The organism is Providencia sp. PROV175, assembly GCF_032707045.1.
Taxonomy (GTDB): Bacteria; Pseudomonadota; Gammaproteobacteria; order Enterobacterales; family Enterobacteriaceae; genus Providencia; species Providencia hangzhouensis.
The window spans coordinates 3,704,861-3,726,651 of sequence record NZ_CP120533.1 but is presented as its reverse complement, the minus strand read 5'-3'; the positions used below and the strand labels follow the sequence as shown (position 1 = coordinate 3,726,651).

Genomic DNA, 21,791 nt, shown 5'->3' with positions numbered 1-21,791 from the left:
CCTAGATAAAAATCTACTGATTGATATTATCAGTAGCTAGCTTGAAACTCAGCTGCTTTTCATCAGCGATATCCGCTATTCTTCATCAAACCTGTTTTCGAATAGGTTGATAATTGCGGACAAGGTCTGGTTTTCATCTGGGCCGCTAACTTCGATATCAATCTTACTGCCTTGTTCTGAGTCTAACATCAACATCGCAATAACGCTATCGGCCTCAGCCTCAATTTGATTATTATTACGCAAAATAACTCTTGAGTTAAATTGTTTAACTAAATCATAGAGTAACATAGCAGGCCTTGCATGCATTCCAAGCCGATTTTTGAGCGTTATTGTGGCTTTTACTGTCATTGCTGTTATTTGCGCTTTTCCAAGGTTCTATGGCGTGACTGCACGTTTTTACCACGGGAACGGAAATAGTCGGCAAGTTGCTCTGCGACATACACGGAACGGTGTTTACCTCCCGTACAGCCAATTGCAACAGTTAAGTAGCTACGGTTATTGGTTTCTAACATCGGCAGCCATAATTCTAAATAGCTACGAGTTTGATAGATGAAGTTATGGACTTCAGTATGCCTATCCAAGAATGCAGCGACTGGCCGGTCAAGGCCTGTCATCGGGCGCAATTTCGGGTCCCAGTGTGGGTTGGGTAAAAACCGTACATCGAATACATAATCGGCATCAATAGGAATACCATGTTTGAAACCAAAGGATTCAAACACCATTGTCAGTTCACGCTCACGCTTGCCCATCAAACGTGTTCTTAGCATTTCAGCTAATTCATGAACGGACATTTCAGAAGTATCGATGACTAAATCAGCACGAGAGCGTAAAGGCTCAAGTAACTCATTTTCTTCATCTATTGCGCTCTCAAGTGAAAGATTTTTACTTGAAAGTGGGTGCAACCGACGAGTGTCACTGTAACGGCGAATAAGCGTGTTGCGGTCAGCATCTAGAAACAACAATTGAGGAGAGAAGGTTGAAGGCAATTTATCAATCGCTTCTTCGAAAATCTCTGGATTATCGGGCATATTACGCACGTCGATACTAACCGCTGCTGAAATGTTACGATCAGCCAGTGAATTCGCTAACTCCGGTAGTAATACAACCGGTAGGTTATCTACGCAATAGAAACCCATATCTTCCAGCGCACGTAAGGCAACGGATTTCCCCGAACCGGAACGGCCGCTGACTATCATCAGCACCATGAGCTTGCTCCCTTTTGTTTCCTAATAATGAGTTTCTTGAAAAGCAGTACTTGCCAATTAATATTATTTAGAAACCATAACAATATCATTTGCATATGGCAAGATACATAATTTATCACTTACTCTGTAATTATGCTGTATAGCTCTTCATCACTTTGTGCACTGCGTAGGCGTTTACAGAGCGTTTTATCGGCTAGTTTTTTGGCGATAAGCGACAACGTATGCAGGTGCGTTTTACATTGGTCAGATGGCACAAGTAAAGCGAAAAGCAAGTCCACAGGTTGATTATCAATTGCATCAAAAGCAATGGGTTCTTCTAAATGTAAAAAAACACCGACAGCACGGCTACTTTCACCTTCATTCAGCTTTCCATGAGGAATGGCAATACCACCACCAATACCTGTTGTGCCAACTTTTTCTCTGGTTAATAACGCTTCAAATACCGTATTTTCAGGTAATTCCAATTCAACGGCAGCCAGCTCACTAATAATTTCTAAAGCTCTTTTTTTACTCGTGCACACAATATTATTACGTGTACAGGCTGATGATAAAACAACGTTTAACTGGATTTCTATATCACTATTCATTTTATTGTTCACTTAGGACTACAAAACCAGATGGTGTATCCCACCATCTGGTTTGAAACATTATTAGGCTAATTAATAAGCCGCATCAATGCATTAATGTTGTCTCAGTTTTTCTTTATGTTTGGTTAATTGGCGCGACAGCTTGTCTACGAGTATATCTATAGCAGCGTACATATCATTTTCTTCCGCTGATGCGTGGAGATCCGCTCCATTAACTTGCACGGTTGCTTCAGCAATTTGCTGAACTTTTTCAACTTTCAAGACAACTTGGATACCGTTAATGCGATCAAACAATTGCTCCAATTTTTTGAGTTTTTTCTCAACAGTCTCGCGCAATGCAGGAGTAACTTCAATATTGTGTCCAGTAATCTGAAATTCCATACAATCTTCCTTATTTTATCAATTAAACCAGTTGCTTACGCTGGTTAGAGGGCGGAATGGATAACGATTCTCGATACTTAGCAACAGTTCTGCGAGCGACTTGAATGCCTTGTTCTGCAAGCATACTCGTCAATTTACTGTCACTCAATGGTTTTGCTGGGTTTTCAGCAGCAACCAGTTTTTTCACCAATGCTCGAATTGCGGTTGAGGAGGCTTCGCCACCTGTGTCCGTATTGACATGGCTGGAGAAAAAATATTTCAACTCAAAAATGCCTCGTGGGCTATGGAGAAACTTTTGAGTTGTTACTCGTGAGATGGTTGATTCATGCATGTCCACTTGATAGGCGATATCGGCCAGTATCATCGGTTTCATGTGTTCCTCACCCAGCTCAAAGAATTCTTGTTGCTGTTCTACAATACAAGTCGCGACTTTTAATAGTGTCTCGTGGCGGCTCTCAAGGCTTTTAATCAGCCATTTTGCATCTTGTAGATGACTACGAATATATTGAGAGTCATCTTCATTTGCTGAATTGTTTAGCATCGAAGCATAATGGTTATTAATACTTAGTTTAGGGATGCTATCTGTATTTAATTCAACTTGCCAGTGCCCTGCGATTTTTTTCACTAAAACATCAGGAATGACGTATTCTGATTCCCCAGTATTGATGGATTGGCCGGGTTTTGGATTCAGCGTTAAAATCAGGTCTATCGCGGTTTTTAGTGCATCTTCTTTTAAGCGAGTTAATTTACCCAGCTGGCGAAAATCACGGTTAGCCAGCAAATCAATATGGTTACTAATAATGCGCTTTGCATCTTGTAGCCCATCAGTTTGCTGAGGATACAGCGACAATTGGATTAATAAACACTCTTTTAAATCTTGTGCTGCAACACCCAGCGGGTCGAAATGCTGAATACGCTTTAGGACAGCGATGACTTCTTCTATGCTAATTTCAGGGTTATCAATCCCTTCATGTATATCAGAAATAGCTGTTGTCAGATAACCGGAATCGTCTATTGAATCAATAATGGCAGTAGCGATTGCCCTGTCTGTGTCAGTAAAAGGGGTCAGTTCAGCTTGCCACGTCAGGTAATCTTGTAATGTTTGCGTAGTTTCACCTTGATAAACAGGGAGTTCATCAAAATTATAATCATTACTGGTGCCTGACGGCGTTCCTGCCGTATATATTTCATCCCAATTAGTATCTAAAGGGAGCTCATCCGGCATATCATGGTTTTCGAGCGCATCTTTGGTATCAAGCTCACTGGTATCCGCATTTTCATTCAGGGAGTCAATAGATTCAGTCTCGGGATTTAATTCTTCTTGCTCAAGCAGTGGGTTTGTTTCCAAGGCGAGTTGAATTTCTTGCTGAAGCTCAAGTGTAGACAGCTGCAACAAGCGGATAGCTTGCTGCAATTGAGGGGTCATTGCAAGTTGTTGACTGACTCTAAGCTGCAAACTTTGCTTCATGAATCTGCTTTAATCTCCCTAAAAAATGACAACACGGTAATTTATAACCGGAAACCTTCACCCAAGTATACACGTTTTACTTGCTCGTTCTCTAAGATCATGGTTGGTGACCCATGAGCAATTAAGTGCCCTTGGCTGACAATATAGGCTCTTTCACACACATCTAAGGTTTCACGCACGTTATGGTCGGTGATTAACACACCGAGGCCGTAATCCCTTAAGTGCTGAATAATTTTTTTGATATCTAAGACGGAAATAGGGTCAACACCCGCAAAAGGTTCGTCTAATAAAATAAATTTTGGGTTAGCAGCAAGTGCACGAGCAATTTCAACACGACGGCGTTCCCCACCAGATAGCGACTGCCCCATGCTGTCGCGAAGATGAGTAATACTAAATTCTTCCATCAGTTCTTCAGCACGTTCTTTACGTTGTTGGGAACTCAAATCTTCGCGAATTTCTAACACAGCCATTAAGTTATCATAAACACTGAGGCGGCGAAAAATTGAGGCTTCTTGAGGAAGATAGCCAATTCCGCGGCGCGCACGTTCATGCAGCGGTAGAAGGCTGATATCTTCACCATCAATCATAATTTTGCCAGCGTCCCGCTGAACAATACCCACCACCATATAAAAGGTCGTTGTTTTACCGGCACCATTTGGCCCCAATAAGCCAACGATTTCACCTGATTTAACTTCCAAGCTGACATCTTCAACGACTTTACGTTTTTTATAGGCTTTAGCTAGATTTTCAGCGGTTAGTGTCGCCATAACAGTTATTTACTCTTACTTGCTGATGAATTTTTATTTGCCGCAGGGCCTTTTTCTTGCAATTGTGCCGGCAGTATCACGGTGGTGACGCGTTTACCTTTATCACTAAACGCTTCCATTTGTTGCGTTGGAACTAAATAGGTAATTTTGTCACCCTGAATATTGCTGTCTAACTGCTCAAGATAGGCATTACCTGTTAATGTGACGAGTTGTTTATCAACCTCATAACGGGCTTTGCTGGCATGGCCTTTAATCGGTTTACCATCATCCTGTAATTGGTAAAAGGTAACCGGGGTCCCAAAGGCCTCAATCACAATTTTATCCGAGTCACTACTTGGACGTGTTACAACCACTTTATTGGCTCTGATATCAATAGAACCTTGTTTAATAACAACATCATCAGTAAAGGTGGTGACGTTTTTTTCTAAATCAAGAGATTGTTTGACCGAATTAATCGTCATTGGCTGCTGCGTATCACTTTTTAATGCCATCGCAGGTAGGCTAAGAGCCAAAATTGCACTGGCAACAGCTCCTTGAATAAAACGTTTCTTAGTTACTTGATTCATTTTAATGCTCTTCTGGTTGTAACACATAATGAGTTTTTACATCTTCGATTAATTCAGCCGTTTTTGTACGAAGGTTTCCCTTCATTTTCATACCGGTAGAATTGAGACCATGTCCAATAATGGTCACTTTATCATCAGATGAAACGTCTTGTGTTGTCAAATTGACAACTGCACTCTCAGTTGTAATTCGTTGGATCTGCGACTCTTTGGTTAAGCTATCAACCTGAACATCGCTATATAAATAGAGAATTCTATCGTTCGTTAACCGTGCTTTGAAAGCCTTAACCGTCCAGGTTGGCTCGCCAGCTTCGTTATAAGTGGTTAGAACAGGTTTCGAAAACCACGTGATTTTTCCTTCAGTATAATTATCTATTTTCTCTGAAACGAGTTTATACGCTAAATTACCCGTTGGATTATAGACAAAAGTCACTGAATCATCAGTTTGATAATTAGGTTGCCCATCATTAATTACTTTATCCTCTGCACTGTCGGAATCATTACCCGCTAAATTCCAGCCGATAAGGCCTAATACTACTAAGGATAAAATAACAATTAACCACTTCTTCGCATTGCTCATGAATTCAATCTATTCGTTATATTGATAAACCTTTTGCTTCTTCCAGTTTGTCTTGAGAAAGCAAAATAAGGTCACAAAGTTCGCGGACTGCACCTTTTCCCCCACCAATACGAGTCACGTAATCAGCTCTCGGTAATAACAAAGGATGGGCATCAGCGACGGCGACGGATAAGCCTACTTTGGCCATAACAGGCCAGTCAATCAGGTCGTCTCCAATATAAGCTATTTCTTCAGCTGATAATTGTAGTGTATCTAACAGTTCGTAATACGCCAAAAGCTTATCGCTTTGACCTTGGTAAAGATATGTAATGCCTAATGTTTGAGCCCTATCTTCAAGAAGTTTCGCTTTTCTTCCTGTTATGATGGCGATTTCAATACCGGAAGTTAATAAGCAGCGTATCCCATAGCCGTCACGGACATTAAAAGCTTTGAGTTCCTCGCCATTATTCCCCATATAGACCAAGCCATCTGACATGACACCATCAACATCACAGATCAGTAATTTGATTTTTTCTGCTTTATTTAAAACAGTATTGGCAACAGGGCCATAGCAGGTTTCCAAAAAGATAGACGTCATGGTATTTCCTTATGTTATACAACACCGGCTTGTAGCAGATCATGCATATGTAGCACACCGACTAATTTATTATCATTTGCGACTAATAACGAAGTCACGTGCCGAGATTGCATTAAATTTAGTGCTTCAACCGCTAGCATTGTTGGTGATACCCGAATTCCACCGGGGGTCATTAAATCAGCAATTTTAGCGTTATTTAGGTCGATTCCCATATCAAAGATACGGCGTAAATCCCCATCAGTGAAAATACCTTCAATATTCATGTCATCATCACAAATGACTGTCATCCCCAGTTTTTTACGGGTGATTTCCACTAAAGCCTCACGTAAAGACGCGCTTTTAGGAATATGGGGGATTTCATCACCCGTATTCATTAAATCACGAACGAGGAGTAAAAGTTTGCGCCCAAGTGCGCCACCTGGATGCGAAAGCGCAAAATCATTCGCCGTGAACCCGCGTGCAGTTAATAAGGCAATAGCTAATGCATCTCCCATTACAAGTGTCGCTGTTGTACTCGTGGTCGGTGCTAGCCCCAAAGGACAGGCTTCTTGAGGTACTTTGATACACAAGTGGACATCTGCATATTTTCCCATATTACTTTCAGGGTTGTTAGTCATACAGATTAAAGGCACTTTAATTCTTTTTAAAACAGGAAGTAAGGCTAAAATTTCCCCTGACTCACCAGAATTTGAAATAGCTAACACAACATCTTTATGAGTAATCATCCCAAGGTCACCGTGGCTAGCTTCCCCTGGGTGAACAAAAAATGATGGCGTTCCTGTACTTGCTAGTGTAGCGGCAATTTTACGGCCAATATGCCCCGATTTCCCCATTCCCATTACGACGACTTTGCCTTCACAGTTAAAAATAAGCTGGCAAGCGTTGTCAAAGTCAGTATTGATATATTGTTCTAGGTTTTTTAAACCTTCGTGTTCGATATGGAGAACTTCTTTACCTACTTTCTGAAAATCGAAGTTTGACATTTCTAGTTCCATGCGTAGCTTTTAAGTTAATCGGATTAGCGAAATCAAATTGTATAACGAATACTTAGTATCAGTAAGTATTTTGTCAGTTAAGCACTTTTTAATGTTAGTTTTATACTTAATGAGTATTTTAGGGTGCTTCGATGTAGAATTTAATACGTACAAGATGGTTTTATTAGCATCTTGAACCAAAAACAGATATGCAAATTCGCGTATCCTCAAGTTAGGTAATCACAACATTCTAAGAGCTATCTGCTGTTAATAGTGATAGTTTTTGCTGACTATAAATAAATTATATTGTTTTTTCTCTGTTTCCTTTTGATAAAAACAGAGTTGTAATTCTAAAAGTCATATTTTCGACGCTATAATACTATAAATTCTATTTTGTTGTGATATTTGACGATTTTCAGTTTATCTTTCGGTAACATCTGAACGGATAAAAACATTTACGCGTGGTGTATAACGAGTTATTTAACATGCAAGCACAGACAGACAACTTAATTGAAGTACGGAACATGTCCTTTACTCGAGGAAATCGGAAAATATTTGAGAATATTAATCTGACCGTTCCTCGTGGGAAAATTACGGCAATTATGGGGCCGTCAGGGATTGGTAAAACCACATTACTGCGCTTGATTGGGGGCCAATTACGGCCAAACGAAGGTGAAATTTGGTTTGATGGTGACAATATTCCAACGCTGTCACGCTCAAAGCTGTATCAGTCCCGTAAAAAGATGAGCATGCTGTTTCAATCAGGGGCGCTATTTACGGATATGAATGTATTCAATAATGTGGCTTTCCCTCTACGTGAGCACACGAATCTGCCAGAATCGCTGATTCACACTACGGTAATGATGAAATTAGAGGCGGTTGGTTTACGTGGCGCCGCAAAATTAATGCCATCCGAATTGTCAGGTGGTATGGCACGGCGTGCTGCATTAGCGCGTGCTATCGCACTTGACCCAGATTTAATCATGTTTGATGAACCTTTTGTCGGTCAAGACCCGATTACTATGGGGGTTTTGGTTAAATTGATTGATGAGCTTAATCAAGCACTGGGTGTGACCTGTGTCGTGGTTTCCCATGATGTTCCAGAAGTATTGAGCATCGCAGATAATGCTTATATTGTTGCACAGCAGCACGTGATTGCTCAGGGAACAGGCGAGGAATTACGTGAAAACCAAGACCCTCGTGTGCGACAATTTCTTGATGGTATTGCGGATGGGCCTGTTCCATTCCGTTTTCCCGCCAATGATTATCTAGCTGATTTATTAGGGTAAAATAAGATGATAATAAAGGCGATAGCAGCCTTCGGACGCCGATGGATTGATATATTTTCCGCGTTTGGTCGAGCAGGTTACATGCTGTTTCGCGCCTTACTCGGCAAACCAGAGTTTCGTAAACAATGGCCATTATTGATGAAGCAATTGTACGCCATTGGTGTGCAGTCATTGCTGATCATCGCTGTCTCAGGGTTATTTATTGGGATGGTTTTAGGGTTACAAGGTTATTTGGTTCTCACTACGTTTAGTGCTGAAGCTAGCTTAGGTATGATGGTGGCACTTTCACTATTACGTGAATTAGGCCCTGTTGTGACCGCATTGTTGTTTGCTGGACGAGCGGGTTCTGCATTAACAGCTGAAATTGGCTTAATGAAAGCGACTGAACAAATTTCTAGCCTTGAAATGATGGCAGTTGACCCGCTTAGGCGTGTGATAGCCCCACGGTTTTGGGCTGGTTTTATTAGTATGCCGTTGTTATCTCTTATTTTTGTTGCTGTCGGTATTTTAGGTGGCGCACTAGTTGGGGTTGACTGGAAGGGGATTGATGAGGGCTTTTTCTGGGCTTCAATGCAATCTTCCGTCGATTGGCGGCTAGATTTAGTCAACTGTGTGATTAAAAGCTTAGTCTTTGCTATCACAGTGACTTGGATCGCATTATTTAATGGCTATGATGCCATCCCAACTTCGGAGGGGATAAGCCAAGCTACAACAAGAACAGTTGTGCATGCGTCATTGTCTGTTTTAGGACTGGATTTCGTACTTACCGCACTGATGTTTGGGAACTAAGTCATGCAAAGTAAAAAAAGTGAAATATGGGTTGGTTGTTTTATGTTGCTGGCGATTGCCGCAATTATCTTTTTATGTTTAAAAGTCGCTGATTTAAAATCGATAGGAAGCCAATCCACCTATCAAATTTCAGCCTCTTTTGAAAATATTGGTGGCTTAAAAGAAGGCTCACCAATTAAAGTTGGTGGTGTGGTGGTTGGCCGAGTTGCCAGTATCACACTAGATAAAAAGAATTATGTTCCTGAAGTTAAAATTGATTTATTGAGCGAATACGACAATATTCCTGATTCTAGCTCACTGTCAATTCGCACGTCAGGTTTGTTGGGTGAACAGTATATTGCAATGAATATCGGCCCAGATGATGAAGAATTAGGTATAGCAATCTTAAAAAATGGCGGGCGTCTTGAAGATACTAAGCCAGCTATGGTATTAGAAGACTTAATTGGCCAGTTTTTATATAAAAGTGGTGATAGCCAAGGTGCAGAGCCAGAGTCAACTGCACAGTAATTTGATGCTCCCTTTGAAGAATAAAGGAATGAATTATGTTTAAACGTTTAATGATGGTTGCTATGTTGGCAATTGCGCCATTTGCCATGGCAGTAGACCAAACCAACCCTTATAAATTAATGGATGAAGCGGCGGCGAAAACGTTTAACCGCTTGAAATCAGAGCAACCTAAAATTAAGCAAGACCCTGAGTACCTTAGAACAATTGTTCGTGAGGAATTATTACCTTATGTACAAGTTAAATATGCAGGGGCTTTGGTGTTAGGAACCTATTATAAAGGGGCAACTCCAGCACAGCGTGAGGCTTATTTCAAAGCGTTTGAAGATTACCTTGAGCAAGTTTATGGTCAAGCATTGGCCATGTACCATGGTCAAACGTATCAAATAGCACCAGAGCAACCGTTGGGAGATAAAAACATTGTTGCTATTCGTGTGACTATTGTTGATACCAACGGCCGCCCTCCCGTACGTTTAGATTTCCAATGGCGTAAAAATAGTAAAACTGGCTACTGGCAAGCTTACGACATGATTGCAGAAGGTGTGAGTATGATCACAACTAAGCAAAATGAATGGGGTGATATTTTACGTAAGCACGGTGTTGATGGCTTAACAAAACAGTTAGAAATCAGTGCAAAAGCACCTATTACTTTAGAAGAGAATAAGTAATATGAGTCAGTTGTTAGCATGGGAACTCATTGAAACAACGCTATATTTCAACGGGACATTAGACCGTGATTCGCTTATGTCTTTTTGGAATAAAAAAGAGTCATCGCTAGAACATACTGAAAGTATAGATGTTTCTGGTCTTAAACATGTGGACTCAACAGGGTTGGCGATGCTCGTTCGCTTAAAAGGTGAATTCCAAGCTAAAAACCGTTCACTGAATATTACTGGTGTCAGTGATAATTTGAAGACATTGATTGAGCTATACGGGGTTCAAGAGGTTATTCTCAATTAGGTTAAATATCCTAAATTGGGTCAAGTTATGTAAAAATGAGCGCCTCTATGTGCTTTTCGGCACGAGAGGCGTTTTCTTTGGTTTAAGTGTTAAGCCTAATCCTTTAGGATAGAGGATTAAGCTCTGGCTGTTCTTATTGCGATGTTTCTGTATGCAACGCATGCAATTTGCACTATTTAGAGTAAAATTATAAATCACAAATAATTAATAAATTGAGTCATTATGGATACCAACGAAATTAAGCAAGTATTGATGGAAAAATTGTCTCTGAATGAGGCTATTGTTACTGGTGATGGTAGCCACTTTCAGGTTATTGCTGTCGGTGACATGTTTGACGGCATGAGCCGTGTTAAGCAACAACAAGCAATTTATGCACCTTTAATGGAGTATATTGCGGATAACCGCATTCATGCTTTGTCTATTAAAGCGTACACCCCTGCGCAATGGGAGCGCGATCGTAAACTTAGTGGCCTTTGATTTCAAAGCCTAAGCGAACAGACTGTAAAATTCGACATACGAGAATACTTGAATGGATAAGTTTTTAGTTAAAGGACCAACCCGCTTAGAGGGTGAGGTCACGATATCTGGCGCAAAAAATGCGGCATTACCAATTCTGTTCGCTGCTCTGTTGGCTGAAGAGCCAGTAGAAATACAGAATGTCCCTCATTTGAGGGATATTGACACAACGATTAAATTATTAAATCAACTTGGTACTAAAGTAAAACGCAATGGCTCAGTATATGTCGATGCAAGCACGGTAACGACATACTGCGCGCCTTATGACCTCGTTAAAACCATGCGTGCATCCATTTGGGCTTTAGCGCCATTGGTTGCCCGTTTTGGTCATGGTGAAGTCTCTTTACCAGGTGGTTGTGCTATCGGTGCTCGCCCTGTTGATTTACATATTTCTGGTTTAGAGCAATTAGGCGCAAAGATTGCTTTAGAAGATGGTTATGTGAAAGCAACGGTTGATGGTCGCTTAAAAGGTGCTTGCATTGTGATGGATAAAGTCAGTGTGGGGGCGACAGTCTCTATTATGACAGCGGCAACCTTAGCTGAAGGAACCACAATAATTGAAAATGCGGCACGTGAACCTGAAATTGAAGATACTGCTAACTTCCTAAATACCTTAGGTGCAAAAATCACTGGGGCAGGGACTGACCGCATTGTAATTGAAGGTGTTGAACGTTTAGGTGGTGGAGTTTATAAAGTACTGCCTGACCGTATTGAAACGGGAACATTCTTGATTGCTGCTGCGGTTTCACGCGGTAAAGTCATCTGCCGTAATGCTCGCCCAGATACACTGGATGCGGTGCTAGCTAAATTGCGTGAAGCTGGGGCTAAAATTGAAATCGGTGATGATTGGATTAGCCTAGATATGGAAGGCAAGCGTCCAAAAGCGGTGACATTACGTACAGCACCACACCCAGGGTTCCCAACTGATATGCAAGCACAGTTTAGCTTACTTAATCTTGTTGCTGATGGGGCGGGGATGATCACTGAAACGATTTTTGAGAATCGTTTTATGCATATCCCTGAGCTGATCCGTATGGGAGCTCATGCTGAAATTGAAAGCAATACTGTGTTATGTCACGGTGTTGAAAAATTAACTAGTGCGCAGGTAATGGCAACAGATTTACGAGCATCTGCAAGTTTAGTTATTGCGGGCTGCATTGCTGAAGGGACAACGACAGTTGACCGTATTTATCATATTGACCGTGGTTATGAGCACATCGAAGATAAGTTACGTGGTTTAGGTGCTGATATTCAGCGCGTACATTCAGATGATTAATGCATTGGTAGGGTGAATGAGGGCTTCCCCATTCAGCGAATCAAAAAAGGTTGTTCGATATCGAGCAACCTTTTTTTACGAAAGAGTATTTATCAATGATTATCCTGCCTGCTCATCAGGAATTTCTTCAATAATCACATCAATATTTTTAATTTCGCCATCTCGTAAGATTTGCACTGCGGTCTTGCTTCCAGGGCGGATTTCTGCGACTAGATCCATAGTTTCTGCGGCTGAAATGGCAGGTTTGCCATCAACCGATAAAATAATATCCCCTTGTAGTATGCCCGCTTTAGCTGCTGGCCCATTTGGGGCAACTTGGAAAACCCGCAAGCCTTGTATTTGGTTAATATTATTGTTATTTGACCTAATTTGAGGCAGTTCACGCGCCGTAATACCAATATAACCACGGATCACTCGGCCATCACGGATTAGCTTATCCATGATTTTAGTGGCAAGGGCGGTTGGAATGGCAAAGCTTAACCCCTCAGAACTAATGCCTTGGCCTGCTGTGAAAGAAAGTGTGTTAATGCCAACTAACTCCCCCTCGGTATTAATTAATGCCCCGCCAGAGTTACCCGAGTTGATTGAGGCATCGGTTTGCAGGAAATTTTGCCGACGGGTAGAGCTTAACCCTACGCGACCCGTTGCACTGATAATCCCCTGAGTAACGGTTTGGCCTATGTTATAAGGGTTACCAATAGCGAGTACGACATCACCAACATGAGTGACCCGTTGCGTATTAATTGGAATAACGGGTAGGTTATCAGCGTCAATTTTCAATACGGCGAGATCAGTCAATGGGTCCGAGCCAACCAGTAAGGCATCAAAAATAGCACCATCTTGTAAAGCGACTAAGATTTGGTCTGGGTTATCAACGACGTGTTTATTCGTGATAATGTAGCCATTTGGGCTCATGATCACACCCGAACCAAGGGATTTTAATTCACGCCCTGACTGGGAAAAACTACCTTTTGAGCTACTGTAAACATAGACTACCGCAGGCGCAGCACGGCGTACTGCTTTATTATAACTGACGGGCTCGCTATTTGTTTTACCATATAATAAGTCGGCTAAACCTTGGGGGCGCAACGAAGGAACCGCAACGATAATAATCAATGCAGTCAACAGGCCAAGCATGACAGATAAGGTTAGCTTCTTCACCATAGGATATAGAATATTTAGTTATTGCTTAAACATGTTCAGAGCATAACATAAAAAAACAGGTACAGCAGAGTGATACTGTACCTGTTTTGTTGATTTTCAGATGGTTTTTGATGAATTAATTTTTCATCAGTAAATATAAGGTTTCACCGTCACGTAATACTTTCATTGCTAATACAGGAGGTTTAGCATCAATAATCTTACGGAATTGTTCAATAGTCTCAACTCGAGCGTCATTAACACCAAAGATTAAATCGCCTTTTACGAGGCCAATGGCGGCAGCTGGCGATTTTGGTGCCACGCTATCAACTTGTACACCTTTAGTATTGCTAACGGTTGCATTCGAAATTGTTGCACCTAATAAGGATTCGCTCAATTTTTCAGCTTTAGTTGTTGAGCCTTCATCGTTCTCAAGAACCACTTTGACTTCCATCGGTTTGCCTGAACGGATTAAACCAATAGTGATCTCTTTACCAATTTGGCTGGTACCGATTTTGGCTCTTAACTCTGCAAAGCTATTAATGCGTTTACCATCAACGGAAACTAACACGTCACCGGATTTAATACCCGCTTTAGCTGCAGATGATTTAGGTAAAACTTCACTCACGAAGGCACCACGCTGTGCATCAATATTAAATGCTTTAGCGATATCGGAGTTCATTTCAGTACCTTTGATGCCTAAGATCCCGCGTTTTACTTCACCATGTTTAATTAACTGCTCGCTAAGGTTTTTCGCCATATTACTTGGGATCGCGAAACCGATACCGATATTACCGCCGCCAGGTGCCAAAATCGCCGTGTTGATACCGATTAATTCACCGTTTAGGTTAACGAGAGCACCACCAGAGTTACCACGGTTAATGGAAGCATCGGTTTGGATAAAGTTTTCTAGGCCTTCAAGGTTTAAGCCGCTACGACCTAATGCTGAGATAATGCCAGATGTTGCTGTTTGCCCTAAACCAAATGGGTTCCCGACTGCAACCGCAAAATCACCTACACGCAATTTGTCAGAGTCTGCAATACTAACAGCAGTTAAGTTTTTGATATCTTTTGCATTGCTTATTTTCAATAACGCGATATCGGTTTGTGGGTCTTTCCCAATTAAGTTAACGGCAATTTCACGGCCATCGTTTAATTGAATTTGTATTTTGTCGGCGCCATCAATTACATGGTTGTTGGTTAAAATATAACCTTGCTGAGCATCAATAATGACACCAGAACCTAAGCCTTCAAATGGACGTACGCTTTGTTGCTGTTGTGGTATATTCGGGCCAAAAAAGAATTTAAGCTCTTCTGGAATTTGTTGGTTCTGTACGCGAGTACCAGACACATGAATATTCACTACAGCTGGCAATACTTTTTCAAGCATTGGAGCTAAGCTAGGCATGTTCTGGCTTTGTGCTGTTGCAGGTAAAGTGGCAGGCAATGCTGCGCTACTAACCGCAGGAATAGCCGCTAAAGATAAGCCTAAACTCATTGCTACTGCGGTAAGAAAAAAGTTTTTTCTTTTCATAATTCAGTCGATTCTCTCAAGAATAAGTTATCAACTCACTGTGAATGCAGTTTTAGAAGAAACACAATGCGTTGAAATAATATTGGTTGGTATCAGATTCAATTTTACTGATGACTATGACCACCGATTATGCGCAAAAGTTCCCATGACGGGTAGCGAATATCCACTCTTTTACATCTATTTACACGTACCTTAAGTGAAACTTTAACTTCTATACAGTAGATAAATAAATTATTAAATTATATTTGGATGGAAATCTTGTTCAGAATTATTAACTAAAAATTTAATAATGGAAGACACACGGAAAGTGATAAAATTTAGTAGGTTTTATAGGAAATCACCAGTAAGCACTGCTTACTGGTGATAAAAGATAAAAATTTACTTTTCTTTCTCATCAATAGGACGGAATAGACCCGAAGCACCATCTGAATAATCTCTTGGTGGCATTTTAACAGGCGCTTGGTCGTTATCTGCTTCAGATTCGGTTAAACGATAGTTAAATGGGTTGTCTTGTGCTGGCATATCAGGCATTAATTCAGATGAACTTTGTGCCATGTGTTGGTAAAGCTGGCGGTAATCGCGCGCCATTTTATCCAATAATTCTGCGCTACGAGCAAAATGGCTAACAAGTTCTTTACGGTACTCTTCGAGTTCAGTACTTTTTTTGTCTAGCTCAGCTTGCGCTGTTTTTTGTTGGCGAAGCTTTGGGTTGCCATAGCGCACAACTAATGCACCGATGATAAAACCCACAATCAATCCGATTAATGCATACTCCCAGGTCATGCTGACTCCTTCATTACTTCAATGTTCACAGATTCAATGTTCGCAGAAATTAAATGTTGTTACCGTTACTATACCTTAAATAATTCAAGTTGCATGTAAGCGTCAAGTAAAGCGTCTTAACATATTGTAATTTGGCTAGTTAAGTGATGACAAAATCTACAAGCCTTGAAGTAGGTAGGTTAAATTAGTCAACAACTTATTAAGAGTGGAATCTTAAATCGAATTTCCTTACTCTATAGCGGCTCGTTAACCGAAAGTTAAATGATAACTGAATCTGGTTATAATAAAGGCAGTGTATATCAAATAACGGTAAAAAAACCGAAAAATTTTTAAGGATTATTCAGTTAATGTCGCCGATGACCCCTACAATGCGTTATCAACAAGCGCTGGCTGATGGAAACTACCAGCCAGATGACGTACAAAAGCTCGCTGTAGAACGCTTAGATAAAATATATCAGCAGCTTGTTAATACAACTTCTTCCACTTTACAAGATAAGCCCTCAGGTATAAAGCAACGCTTTAGCCGCCTTCTTGGTAAAGCATCGACAGTACCAATTACCCCAGTAAAAGGGTTATATATGTGGGGCGGAGTAGGGCGTGGAAAAACATGGCTGATGGATATGTTTTACGAAAGTTTACCGGGTAACCGTAAACTTCGCTTACATTTTCATCGCTTTATGAAGAAAGTACAAGAAGATTTGATGGCATTACAAGGGCAAGAGAACCCGCTGGATATTATTGCGGATGAGTTTAAAAAACAAACAGATGTGTTGTGCTTCGATGAATTTTTTGTGTCAGATATTACCGACGCTATGATCCTTGGCACTTTACTCGAAGGGCTATTTGCTCGAGGTATCACACTGGTTGCTACCTCAAATATCATCCCTGATAATCTCTATCGTAACGGTTTGCAGCGAGCTCGTTTCTTACCTGCTATTGAGCAAATTAAAAAATACTGTGATGTAATGAATGTCGATGCAGGCATTGATTACCGCTTAAGAACTTTAACTCAAGCGCATCTTTTTTTATCTCCAATTAATTCTCAAAATCGTCAGCATTTAGATGAGGTTTTCGTTAAATTGGCGGGTAAGCAAGGGGAGCAAAATCCCGTTTTAGAGGTTAATCATCGTAAGATGCAAGCCATTCATGCTGCGGAAGGGGTGCTAGCCATCGAGTTTAAAGTTCTGTGTGAAGAGCCTCGTAGCCAAAATGACTACATTTACCTATCAAATTGCTACCACACTGTGTTGCTGTACAATGTCCCCGTGATGGGAGCAACAGATGAAAATCCAGCGCGTCGTTTTTTAGCGTTAATTGATGAGTTTTACGAACGAAAAGTTAAATTAGTCATTAATGCTGAAGTGCCAATGGAGTCGCTGTATCAAGGGCAACTTTTGGCGTTTGAGTACCAACGCTGCTTGTCTCGATTGCAAGAAATGCAAAGTGAAGAGTACCTGAAAATACCTCATTTAACTTAAGGTAAACGACAAAGCAGGGTTATTAGCGAACAAGTTACCTGAATTGCATGATTTAAGTACAATATGCGATGTTTATTTGAGCAAACGTAAAAAAAATGCATTTGGGGTCGATTTTTGTTTCTGACTTCTCTATAATCTTGCGACCCCACGTTACAGCGTTGTTTTTTATTTCCCAAAAAATAACGCATTAATGCCAGTTAGGCTGCTCGAAGGGGTAGGTTTACTGGACAAAGAGTCGTGTGAACCTCAGAAAGCTTATGAACATGAGTGTTCACCAACGTGTAACTTCAATATTGGGTAAGTTTTAATGAAAACTTTTACAGCTAAACCAGAGACCGTAAAACGCGACTGGTACGTTGTTGATGCAGATGGCAAAACTTTAGGCCGTCTTGCAACTGAAATTGCTAGCCGTCTGCGCGGTAAGCATAAAGCGGAATATACTCCGCACGTGGATACTGGTGATTACATCATCGTTCTGAATGCAGAAAAAATTGCTGTTACCGGCAATAAACGCGAAGACAAAATCTACTATCGCCACACTGGCCATGTAGGTGGAATCAAGCAAGCAACTTTCGAAGAAATGATTGCTCGCAGTCCTGAGCGTGTGCTTGAAATCGCGGTTAAAGGCATGTTGCCAAAAGGACCTCTGGGTCGTGCAATGTACCGTAAACTGAAAGTTTACGCAGGTAATGAGCACAACCACGCGGCTCAACAACCGCAAGTTCTTGACATTTAATCGGGATTATAGCAATGGCTGAAAATCAATACTACGGCACTGGTCGCCGCAAAAGCTCATCTGCTCGTGTCTTTATTAAGCCGGGTAGCGGTAACATTACAATCAATCAACGTACACTGGAACAATACTTTGGTCGCGAAACTGCGCGCATGGTCGTTCGTCAGCCGTTAGAGTTGGTTGAAATGTTGGAAAAATTGGATCTGTACATCACTGTTAAAGGTGGTGGTATTTCAGGTCAGGCAGGCGCAATCCGTCACGGTATTACTCGTGCACTGATGGCTTATGATGAGACTCTTCGTTCTGATCTGCGTAAAGCTGGTTTCGTTACCCGTGATGCGCGTTCTGTTGAACGTAAAAAAGTGGGTCTGCGCAAAGCACGTCGTCGTCCACAGTTCTCCAAACGTTAATTTATTACCCTTTGGGTATAAAATTGATGAAAAAACCCGTCTTAATGGCGGGTTTTTTATTGCCTATTGTTTTACTTACATTTTTATTATTGATGCTAGAATAGCTGTGTCTAATTATGATTCTTTATAAAAGAATGAATATAATAAAAGAGAAAATAATAATTTAGTCTAAAATCAAAAATAATGATTAGTGGAGCAATATTGGGATAACCCTACTAAATACAACTCAAACTCTGGAGCTAACTTTAGGTTTTTTATTCTTTTTATTCTTGTATTTTCATTGGAAAATTCTAAATTTTTATCTTTTCGAACCTAAAAATGAAATAAATCTGTGATTTTTTCAGTGTGTTCCCCCTAAGTTGTACAAAATCTGTTAGAATGTGCCCCTGTTTTTTTATTTCACATTTCTCGCCTTTACTGTGCGGGAGGGTTGTGTTGACTTTCAGTATGGATAAATGAGAGTTAAACACAGGGGATTTTAAAATGGGTAATGGGTAATTAAAAATTAATTACATTTCGTCCATTTTGTATTTTGGAGGTTTTAATGGCTGTCGCTCCTAATAAACGTTCGGTAATGACATTGTTCTCTGGCCCTACTGACATTTTTAGCCATCAGGTACGGATTGTTTTGGCTGAAAAAGGGGTAAGTGTTGAAATTGAACATGTCGAACCCGGTCATCTGCCTCAAGATCTGATTGATCTCAACCCATACCAAAGCGTTCCAACATTAGTTGATCGTGACCTGACTCTGTATGACCCACACATTATCATGGAATACCTTGATGAGCGTTTTCCTCATCCGCCATTAATGCCTGTTTATCCAGTTGCACGTGGGACTAGCCGTCAATTGATGCACCGCATTCAAAATGATTGGTATTCATTAATGAGCAAAATAGAGAACGGTAGTGCGCAAGAGGCAGCAAATGCTCGTCGCCAACTCTCTGAAGAACTGATTGCGGTTTCTCCTGTTTTTGCTGAAATGGAATTCTTCATGAGTGAAGAGTTTAGTCTCGTAGATTGCTATTTGGCTCCATTGCTATGGCGTTTACCTGTACTCGGTATTGAATTGAACCCATCTAGCAGCAAATATCTGCAATTATATATGCAACGTGTGTTTGCACGTGACGCATTCTTAGCATCGTTGACTGAATCTGAGCGCGAAATGCGTTTGTCTACAAGAGGCTAAAAGAATGATGGAAATGACAGCAATGTCACCACGTCGCCCTTATTTGTTACGTGCCCACTATGAGTGGTTGCTTGATAACGATATGACTCCGCATTTGGTGGTTGATGTCACCGTTCCAGCGGTTAACGTTCCGATGGAATTTGCTCGAGATGGGCAAATTGTATTGAATGTTGCGCCAAGAGCTGTTGGTAATTTTGAAATAACCAACGAAGAAGTGCGTTTTAATGCTCGCTTTGGTGGGATACCTCGCCAAGTTTATGTCCCAATGGCCGCAATTATGGCGGTATATGCACGTGAAAATGGGGCTGGAATGATGTTTGAGCCTGAAGCTGCTTATGATGCAGAGTTATCAGCAGGTTTTGAACAGGTCGAAGAGCTTGAAGACAACATTTCTTTAGTTCATGAAACTGAATCTGTGGATGAAAATTCGCATGAGCCATCAGGGGATGAACCACCACGACCACCAAAAGGTCGGCCTTCGTTAAGGGTTGTCAAATAATCCATTAGCCGGGTTAGCAGTTAATGAGTGAACAGAGGGGAATAAACCCTCTGTTTTTTATATAAATAAATCATTAAACCCCTAAAAATAATAAAATCCCTTCAGCAGCATTGCGCCCATCAGCAATAGCAGTCACAACAAGATCTGAGCCTCTTATTGTATCCCCGCCGGCAAACACTTTTTCATGGGAGGTTTGATAAGGAAAGGGACTGTTACGGTTTGCTATAATATGACCATATTTATCGCGCTGGATTAACGGTTTATCTAACCAAATTTGGTTATGAGGAATAAATCCATAAGCCACAATTATGGCATCGGCTTCGATAAAAAAAGTTGAATCTTTAATTAGTTCTACTTGATAACGGCCATTTTCTAATTCGCCATTTTGCGTACGAGCGGCATAAACTCCCATAAGTTGCTGCTGCTCATTAATCACAAATTCAGTGACTTGCATATTAAAATGGAACTGGGCTCCTTCATCTAATGCATTAGCGGCTTCTTTTCGTGAGGCTGGCATACTTTGTTCATCTCTACGATAGAAACAGCTAACCTGCTTCGCTCCTTGACGAACAGCGGTACGTACGCAATCCATTGCAGTATCTCCACCCCCTAATACGATGACTCTTTTTGCGTGTAAATTAATATAGGGTTCGCCATTAGGGTTGGAAAGTTGCATTAAATGGCGTGTATTTGCGATTAGATAGGGAAGTGCTTCAAAAACGCCCTGAATCGCTTTTTTAGGTAAGTTACCTCGAATTGCTTGGTAAGTACCAGTACCAATAAAAATAGCGTCATAATTGCAAAGAAGCTCGTTTAGAGAGATATCCGTACCTACTTCAGTATTTAATTGAAACTGAATCCCCATTTCTGTAAATATTTCCCGTCTTTGGACCATTAGCTTCTTTTCTAGCTTAAATGACGGAATACCAAAGGTTAGTAGGCCCCCTATTTCAGGGTGTTTATCAAAAACGACGACATTTACACCATTTCGAATAAGCACATCTGCGCAAGAAAGACCCGCAGGGCCTGCACCAATAATGGCGACACGTTTGTTTACAGAGCTAATATGGGAAAGGTTTGGCCGCCACCCCATCGCAAAAGCAGTATCATTAATATACCGCTCAATATGACCAATAGTCACAGAACCTGTTGTATCATGAAGTACACATGCTAATTCGCAGAGTTTTTCTTGTGGGCAAACGCGCCCACAGATTTCAGGTAAACTATTGGTATGGTGAGATAATTCAGCAGCTTCGATAATTTTACCTTCAGCAGCAAGCTTGAGCCACTTTGATATTGGGTTATGTAGTGGGCACTTCCATTCACAAAAAGGGCTACCGCAAGAGAGGCAACGGTTGGCTTGCTGTTGTGCATCGACGGCATTATTGGATTCATAGACTTCAGTAAACTCTATTTTACGGATTTCCAACGCTTTTTTGGGGGGCTCGCAACGTTGGGGACCGAAAATATTTGAACTCATGGCATTCCTTACTGAATTTTGTCTGATTTTACTTGAGATAGCTTGGGCTTTTACTTTGATTTTAGCGGCCTTCCACAAGAAACAGTAGCGTTATTGTTTTGATTTTTATGTG

The 21,791-nt window shown here is 41.0% G+C and carries 26 protein-coding genes; 12 read left to right on the top strand and 14 right to left on the bottom strand.

The features are described from left to right. Positions 1-75 precede the first annotated feature (75 nt). From npr to kdsD, 10 genes are all read right to left on the bottom strand, one after another. The gene (gene npr / locus P3L44_RS16980; protein ID WP_272661584.1) at positions 76-348 is read right to left on the bottom strand and encodes a PTS phosphocarrier protein NPr; all 273 of its coding nucleotides are present in this window, start codon (positions 346-348) and stop codon (positions 76-78) included. 5 nt (positions 349-353) lie between these two features. Next, entirely contained in the window at positions 354-1,205 is an 852-nt protein-coding gene (rapZ, locus tag P3L44_RS16975) for an RNase adapter RapZ (protein ID WP_004258318.1), read from the bottom strand. A 119-nt stretch (positions 1,206-1,324) separates the two neighbouring features. Then, a complete protein-coding gene (ptsN, locus tag P3L44_RS16970; protein WP_004258311.1) occupies positions 1,325-1,792 on the bottom strand; it encodes a PTS IIA-like nitrogen regulatory protein PtsN in 468 nt (155 codons plus the stop codon). Positions 1,793-1,885: 93 nt separating this feature from the next. Next, a complete protein-coding gene (gene hpf, locus P3L44_RS16965) occupies positions 1,886-2,173 on the bottom strand; it encodes a ribosome hibernation promoting factor (protein ID WP_004258306.1) in 288 nt (95 codons plus the stop codon). Between the two features lie 22 nt (positions 2,174-2,195). After that, positions 2,196-3,641 (bottom strand): RNA polymerase factor sigma-54, encoded by a 1,446-nt coding sequence (gene rpoN, locus P3L44_RS16960; RefSeq protein ID WP_272661585.1) that lies wholly within the window; start codon positions 3,639-3,641, stop codon positions 2,196-2,198. 41 nt (positions 3,642-3,682) lie between these two features. Continuing rightward, entirely contained in the window at positions 3,683-4,408 is a 726-nt protein-coding gene (gene lptB, locus P3L44_RS16955; RefSeq protein WP_004908261.1) for an LPS export ABC transporter ATP-binding protein, read from the bottom strand. A gap of 5 nt (positions 4,409-4,413) precedes the next feature. Continuing rightward, on the bottom strand, positions 4,414-4,974 hold the full coding sequence (lptA, locus tag P3L44_RS16950) for a lipopolysaccharide ABC transporter substrate-binding protein LptA (RefSeq protein WP_004908264.1): 561 nt from the start codon (positions 4,972-4,974) through the stop codon (positions 4,414-4,416). A 1-nt stretch (position 4,975) separates the two neighbouring features. Beyond that, positions 4,976-5,551 carry an LPS export ABC transporter periplasmic protein LptC gene (lptC, locus tag P3L44_RS16945; protein WP_004258294.1) on the bottom strand — a complete coding sequence of 192 codons (576 nt, stop codon included), beginning with the start codon at positions 5,549-5,551 and terminating at the stop codon, positions 4,976-4,978. Between the two features lie 16 nt (positions 5,552-5,567). After that, entirely contained in the window at positions 5,568-6,128 is a 561-nt protein-coding gene (gene kdsC, locus P3L44_RS16940) for a 3-deoxy-manno-octulosonate-8-phosphatase KdsC (RefSeq protein ID WP_140171505.1), read from the bottom strand. A gap of 14 nt (positions 6,129-6,142) precedes the next feature. Next, entirely contained in the window at positions 6,143-7,111 is a 969-nt protein-coding gene (gene kdsD / locus P3L44_RS16935) for an arabinose-5-phosphate isomerase KdsD (protein ID WP_036958027.1), read from the bottom strand. 476 nt (positions 7,112-7,587) lie between these two features. Between kdsD and mlaF the strand changes: the two genes are divergently transcribed. From mlaF to murA, 7 genes are all read left to right on the top strand, one after another. Beyond that, the gene (gene mlaF, locus P3L44_RS16930; RefSeq protein WP_004258281.1) at positions 7,588-8,391 is read left to right on the top strand and encodes a phospholipid ABC transporter ATP-binding protein MlaF; all 804 of its coding nucleotides are present in this window, start codon (positions 7,588-7,590) and stop codon (positions 8,389-8,391) included. Between the two features lie 6 nt (positions 8,392-8,397). After that, positions 8,398-9,180, top strand: a complete 783-nt coding sequence (gene mlaE / locus P3L44_RS16925; RefSeq protein WP_004258277.1) for a lipid asymmetry maintenance ABC transporter permease subunit MlaE — start codon at positions 8,398-8,400, stop codon at positions 9,178-9,180. 3 nt (positions 9,181-9,183) lie between these two features. Beyond that, positions 9,184-9,687 (top strand): outer membrane lipid asymmetry maintenance protein MlaD, encoded by a 504-nt coding sequence (gene mlaD / locus P3L44_RS16920; protein ID WP_004258272.1) that lies wholly within the window; start codon positions 9,184-9,186, stop codon positions 9,685-9,687. A 35-nt stretch (positions 9,688-9,722) separates the two neighbouring features. Further along, the gene (mlaC, locus tag P3L44_RS16915) at positions 9,723-10,352 is read left to right on the top strand and encodes a phospholipid-binding protein MlaC (RefSeq protein WP_140171506.1); all 630 of its coding nucleotides are present in this window, start codon (positions 9,723-9,725) and stop codon (positions 10,350-10,352) included. A 1-nt stretch (position 10,353) separates the two neighbouring features. Continuing rightward, positions 10,354-10,644 carry a lipid asymmetry maintenance protein MlaB gene (mlaB, locus tag P3L44_RS16910; protein ID WP_004258270.1) on the top strand — a complete coding sequence of 97 codons (291 nt, stop codon included), beginning with the start codon at positions 10,354-10,356 and terminating at the stop codon, positions 10,642-10,644. A gap of 222 nt (positions 10,645-10,866) precedes the next feature. Further along, positions 10,867-11,121 carry a BolA family iron metabolism protein IbaG gene (gene ibaG, locus P3L44_RS16905; protein ID WP_004258269.1) on the top strand — a complete coding sequence of 85 codons (255 nt, stop codon included), beginning with the start codon at positions 10,867-10,869 and terminating at the stop codon, positions 11,119-11,121. A 52-nt stretch (positions 11,122-11,173) separates the two neighbouring features. Beyond that, positions 11,174-12,436 (top strand): UDP-N-acetylglucosamine 1-carboxyvinyltransferase, encoded by a 1,263-nt coding sequence (gene murA, locus P3L44_RS16900; protein WP_004258258.1) that lies wholly within the window; start codon positions 11,174-11,176, stop codon positions 12,434-12,436. A 99-nt stretch (positions 12,437-12,535) separates the two neighbouring features. On the opposite strand, the gene degS is transcribed toward murA, so the two are convergent. The 3 genes from degS to zapG all read right to left on the bottom strand — a co-directional run bounded on the left by degS (position 12,536) and on the right by zapG (position 15,893). Next, positions 12,536-13,600, bottom strand: a complete 1,065-nt coding sequence (gene degS / locus P3L44_RS16895) for an outer membrane-stress sensor serine endopeptidase DegS (protein WP_004258255.1) — start codon at positions 13,598-13,600, stop codon at positions 12,536-12,538. Between the two features lie 115 nt (positions 13,601-13,715). Then, complete coding sequence (locus P3L44_RS16890; RefSeq protein WP_036958026.1) at positions 13,716-15,110, bottom strand: Do family serine endopeptidase; 1,395 nt, start codon at positions 15,108-15,110, stop codon at positions 13,716-13,718. Positions 15,111-15,488: 378 nt separating this feature from the next. Beyond that, positions 15,489-15,893 carry a Z-ring associated protein ZapG gene (gene zapG / locus P3L44_RS16885; protein WP_004258244.1) on the bottom strand — a complete coding sequence of 135 codons (405 nt, stop codon included), beginning with the start codon at positions 15,891-15,893 and terminating at the stop codon, positions 15,489-15,491. A gap of 347 nt (positions 15,894-16,240) precedes the next feature. Here zapG and zapE point away from each other — a divergent pair, with 347 nt between their 5' ends. The 5 genes from zapE to sspB all read left to right on the top strand — a co-directional run bounded on the left by zapE (position 16,241) and on the right by sspB (position 20,199). Then, a complete protein-coding gene (zapE, locus tag P3L44_RS16880) occupies positions 16,241-17,371 on the top strand; it encodes a cell division protein ZapE (protein WP_140171507.1) in 1,131 nt (376 codons plus the stop codon). A 307-nt stretch (positions 17,372-17,678) separates the two neighbouring features. Continuing rightward, positions 17,679-18,107: a 50S ribosomal protein L13 gene (gene rplM / locus P3L44_RS16875; protein WP_004258237.1), complete on the top strand. Its 429-nt coding sequence runs from the start codon at positions 17,679-17,681 to the stop codon at positions 18,105-18,107. A 14-nt stretch (positions 18,108-18,121) separates the two neighbouring features. Further along, on the top strand, positions 18,122-18,514 hold the full coding sequence (gene rpsI, locus P3L44_RS16870) for a 30S ribosomal protein S9 (protein ID WP_004258235.1): 393 nt from the start codon (positions 18,122-18,124) through the stop codon (positions 18,512-18,514). A 544-nt stretch (positions 18,515-19,058) separates the two neighbouring features. Beyond that, a complete protein-coding gene (gene sspA, locus P3L44_RS16865) occupies positions 19,059-19,700 on the top strand; it encodes a stringent starvation protein SspA (protein WP_004258227.1) in 642 nt (213 codons plus the stop codon). A 7-nt stretch (positions 19,701-19,707) separates the two neighbouring features. After that, positions 19,708-20,199 (top strand): ClpXP protease specificity-enhancing factor, encoded by a 492-nt coding sequence (gene sspB, locus P3L44_RS16860; protein WP_172412237.1) that lies wholly within the window; start codon positions 19,708-19,710, stop codon positions 20,197-20,199. A 73-nt stretch (positions 20,200-20,272) separates the two neighbouring features. On the opposite strand, the gene P3L44_RS16855 is transcribed toward sspB, so the two are convergent. Further along, complete coding sequence (locus P3L44_RS16855; RefSeq protein ID WP_272661586.1) at positions 20,273-21,679, bottom strand: FAD-dependent oxidoreductase; 1,407 nt, start codon at positions 21,677-21,679, stop codon at positions 20,273-20,275. Positions 21,680-21,791: the final 112 nt, after the last annotated feature.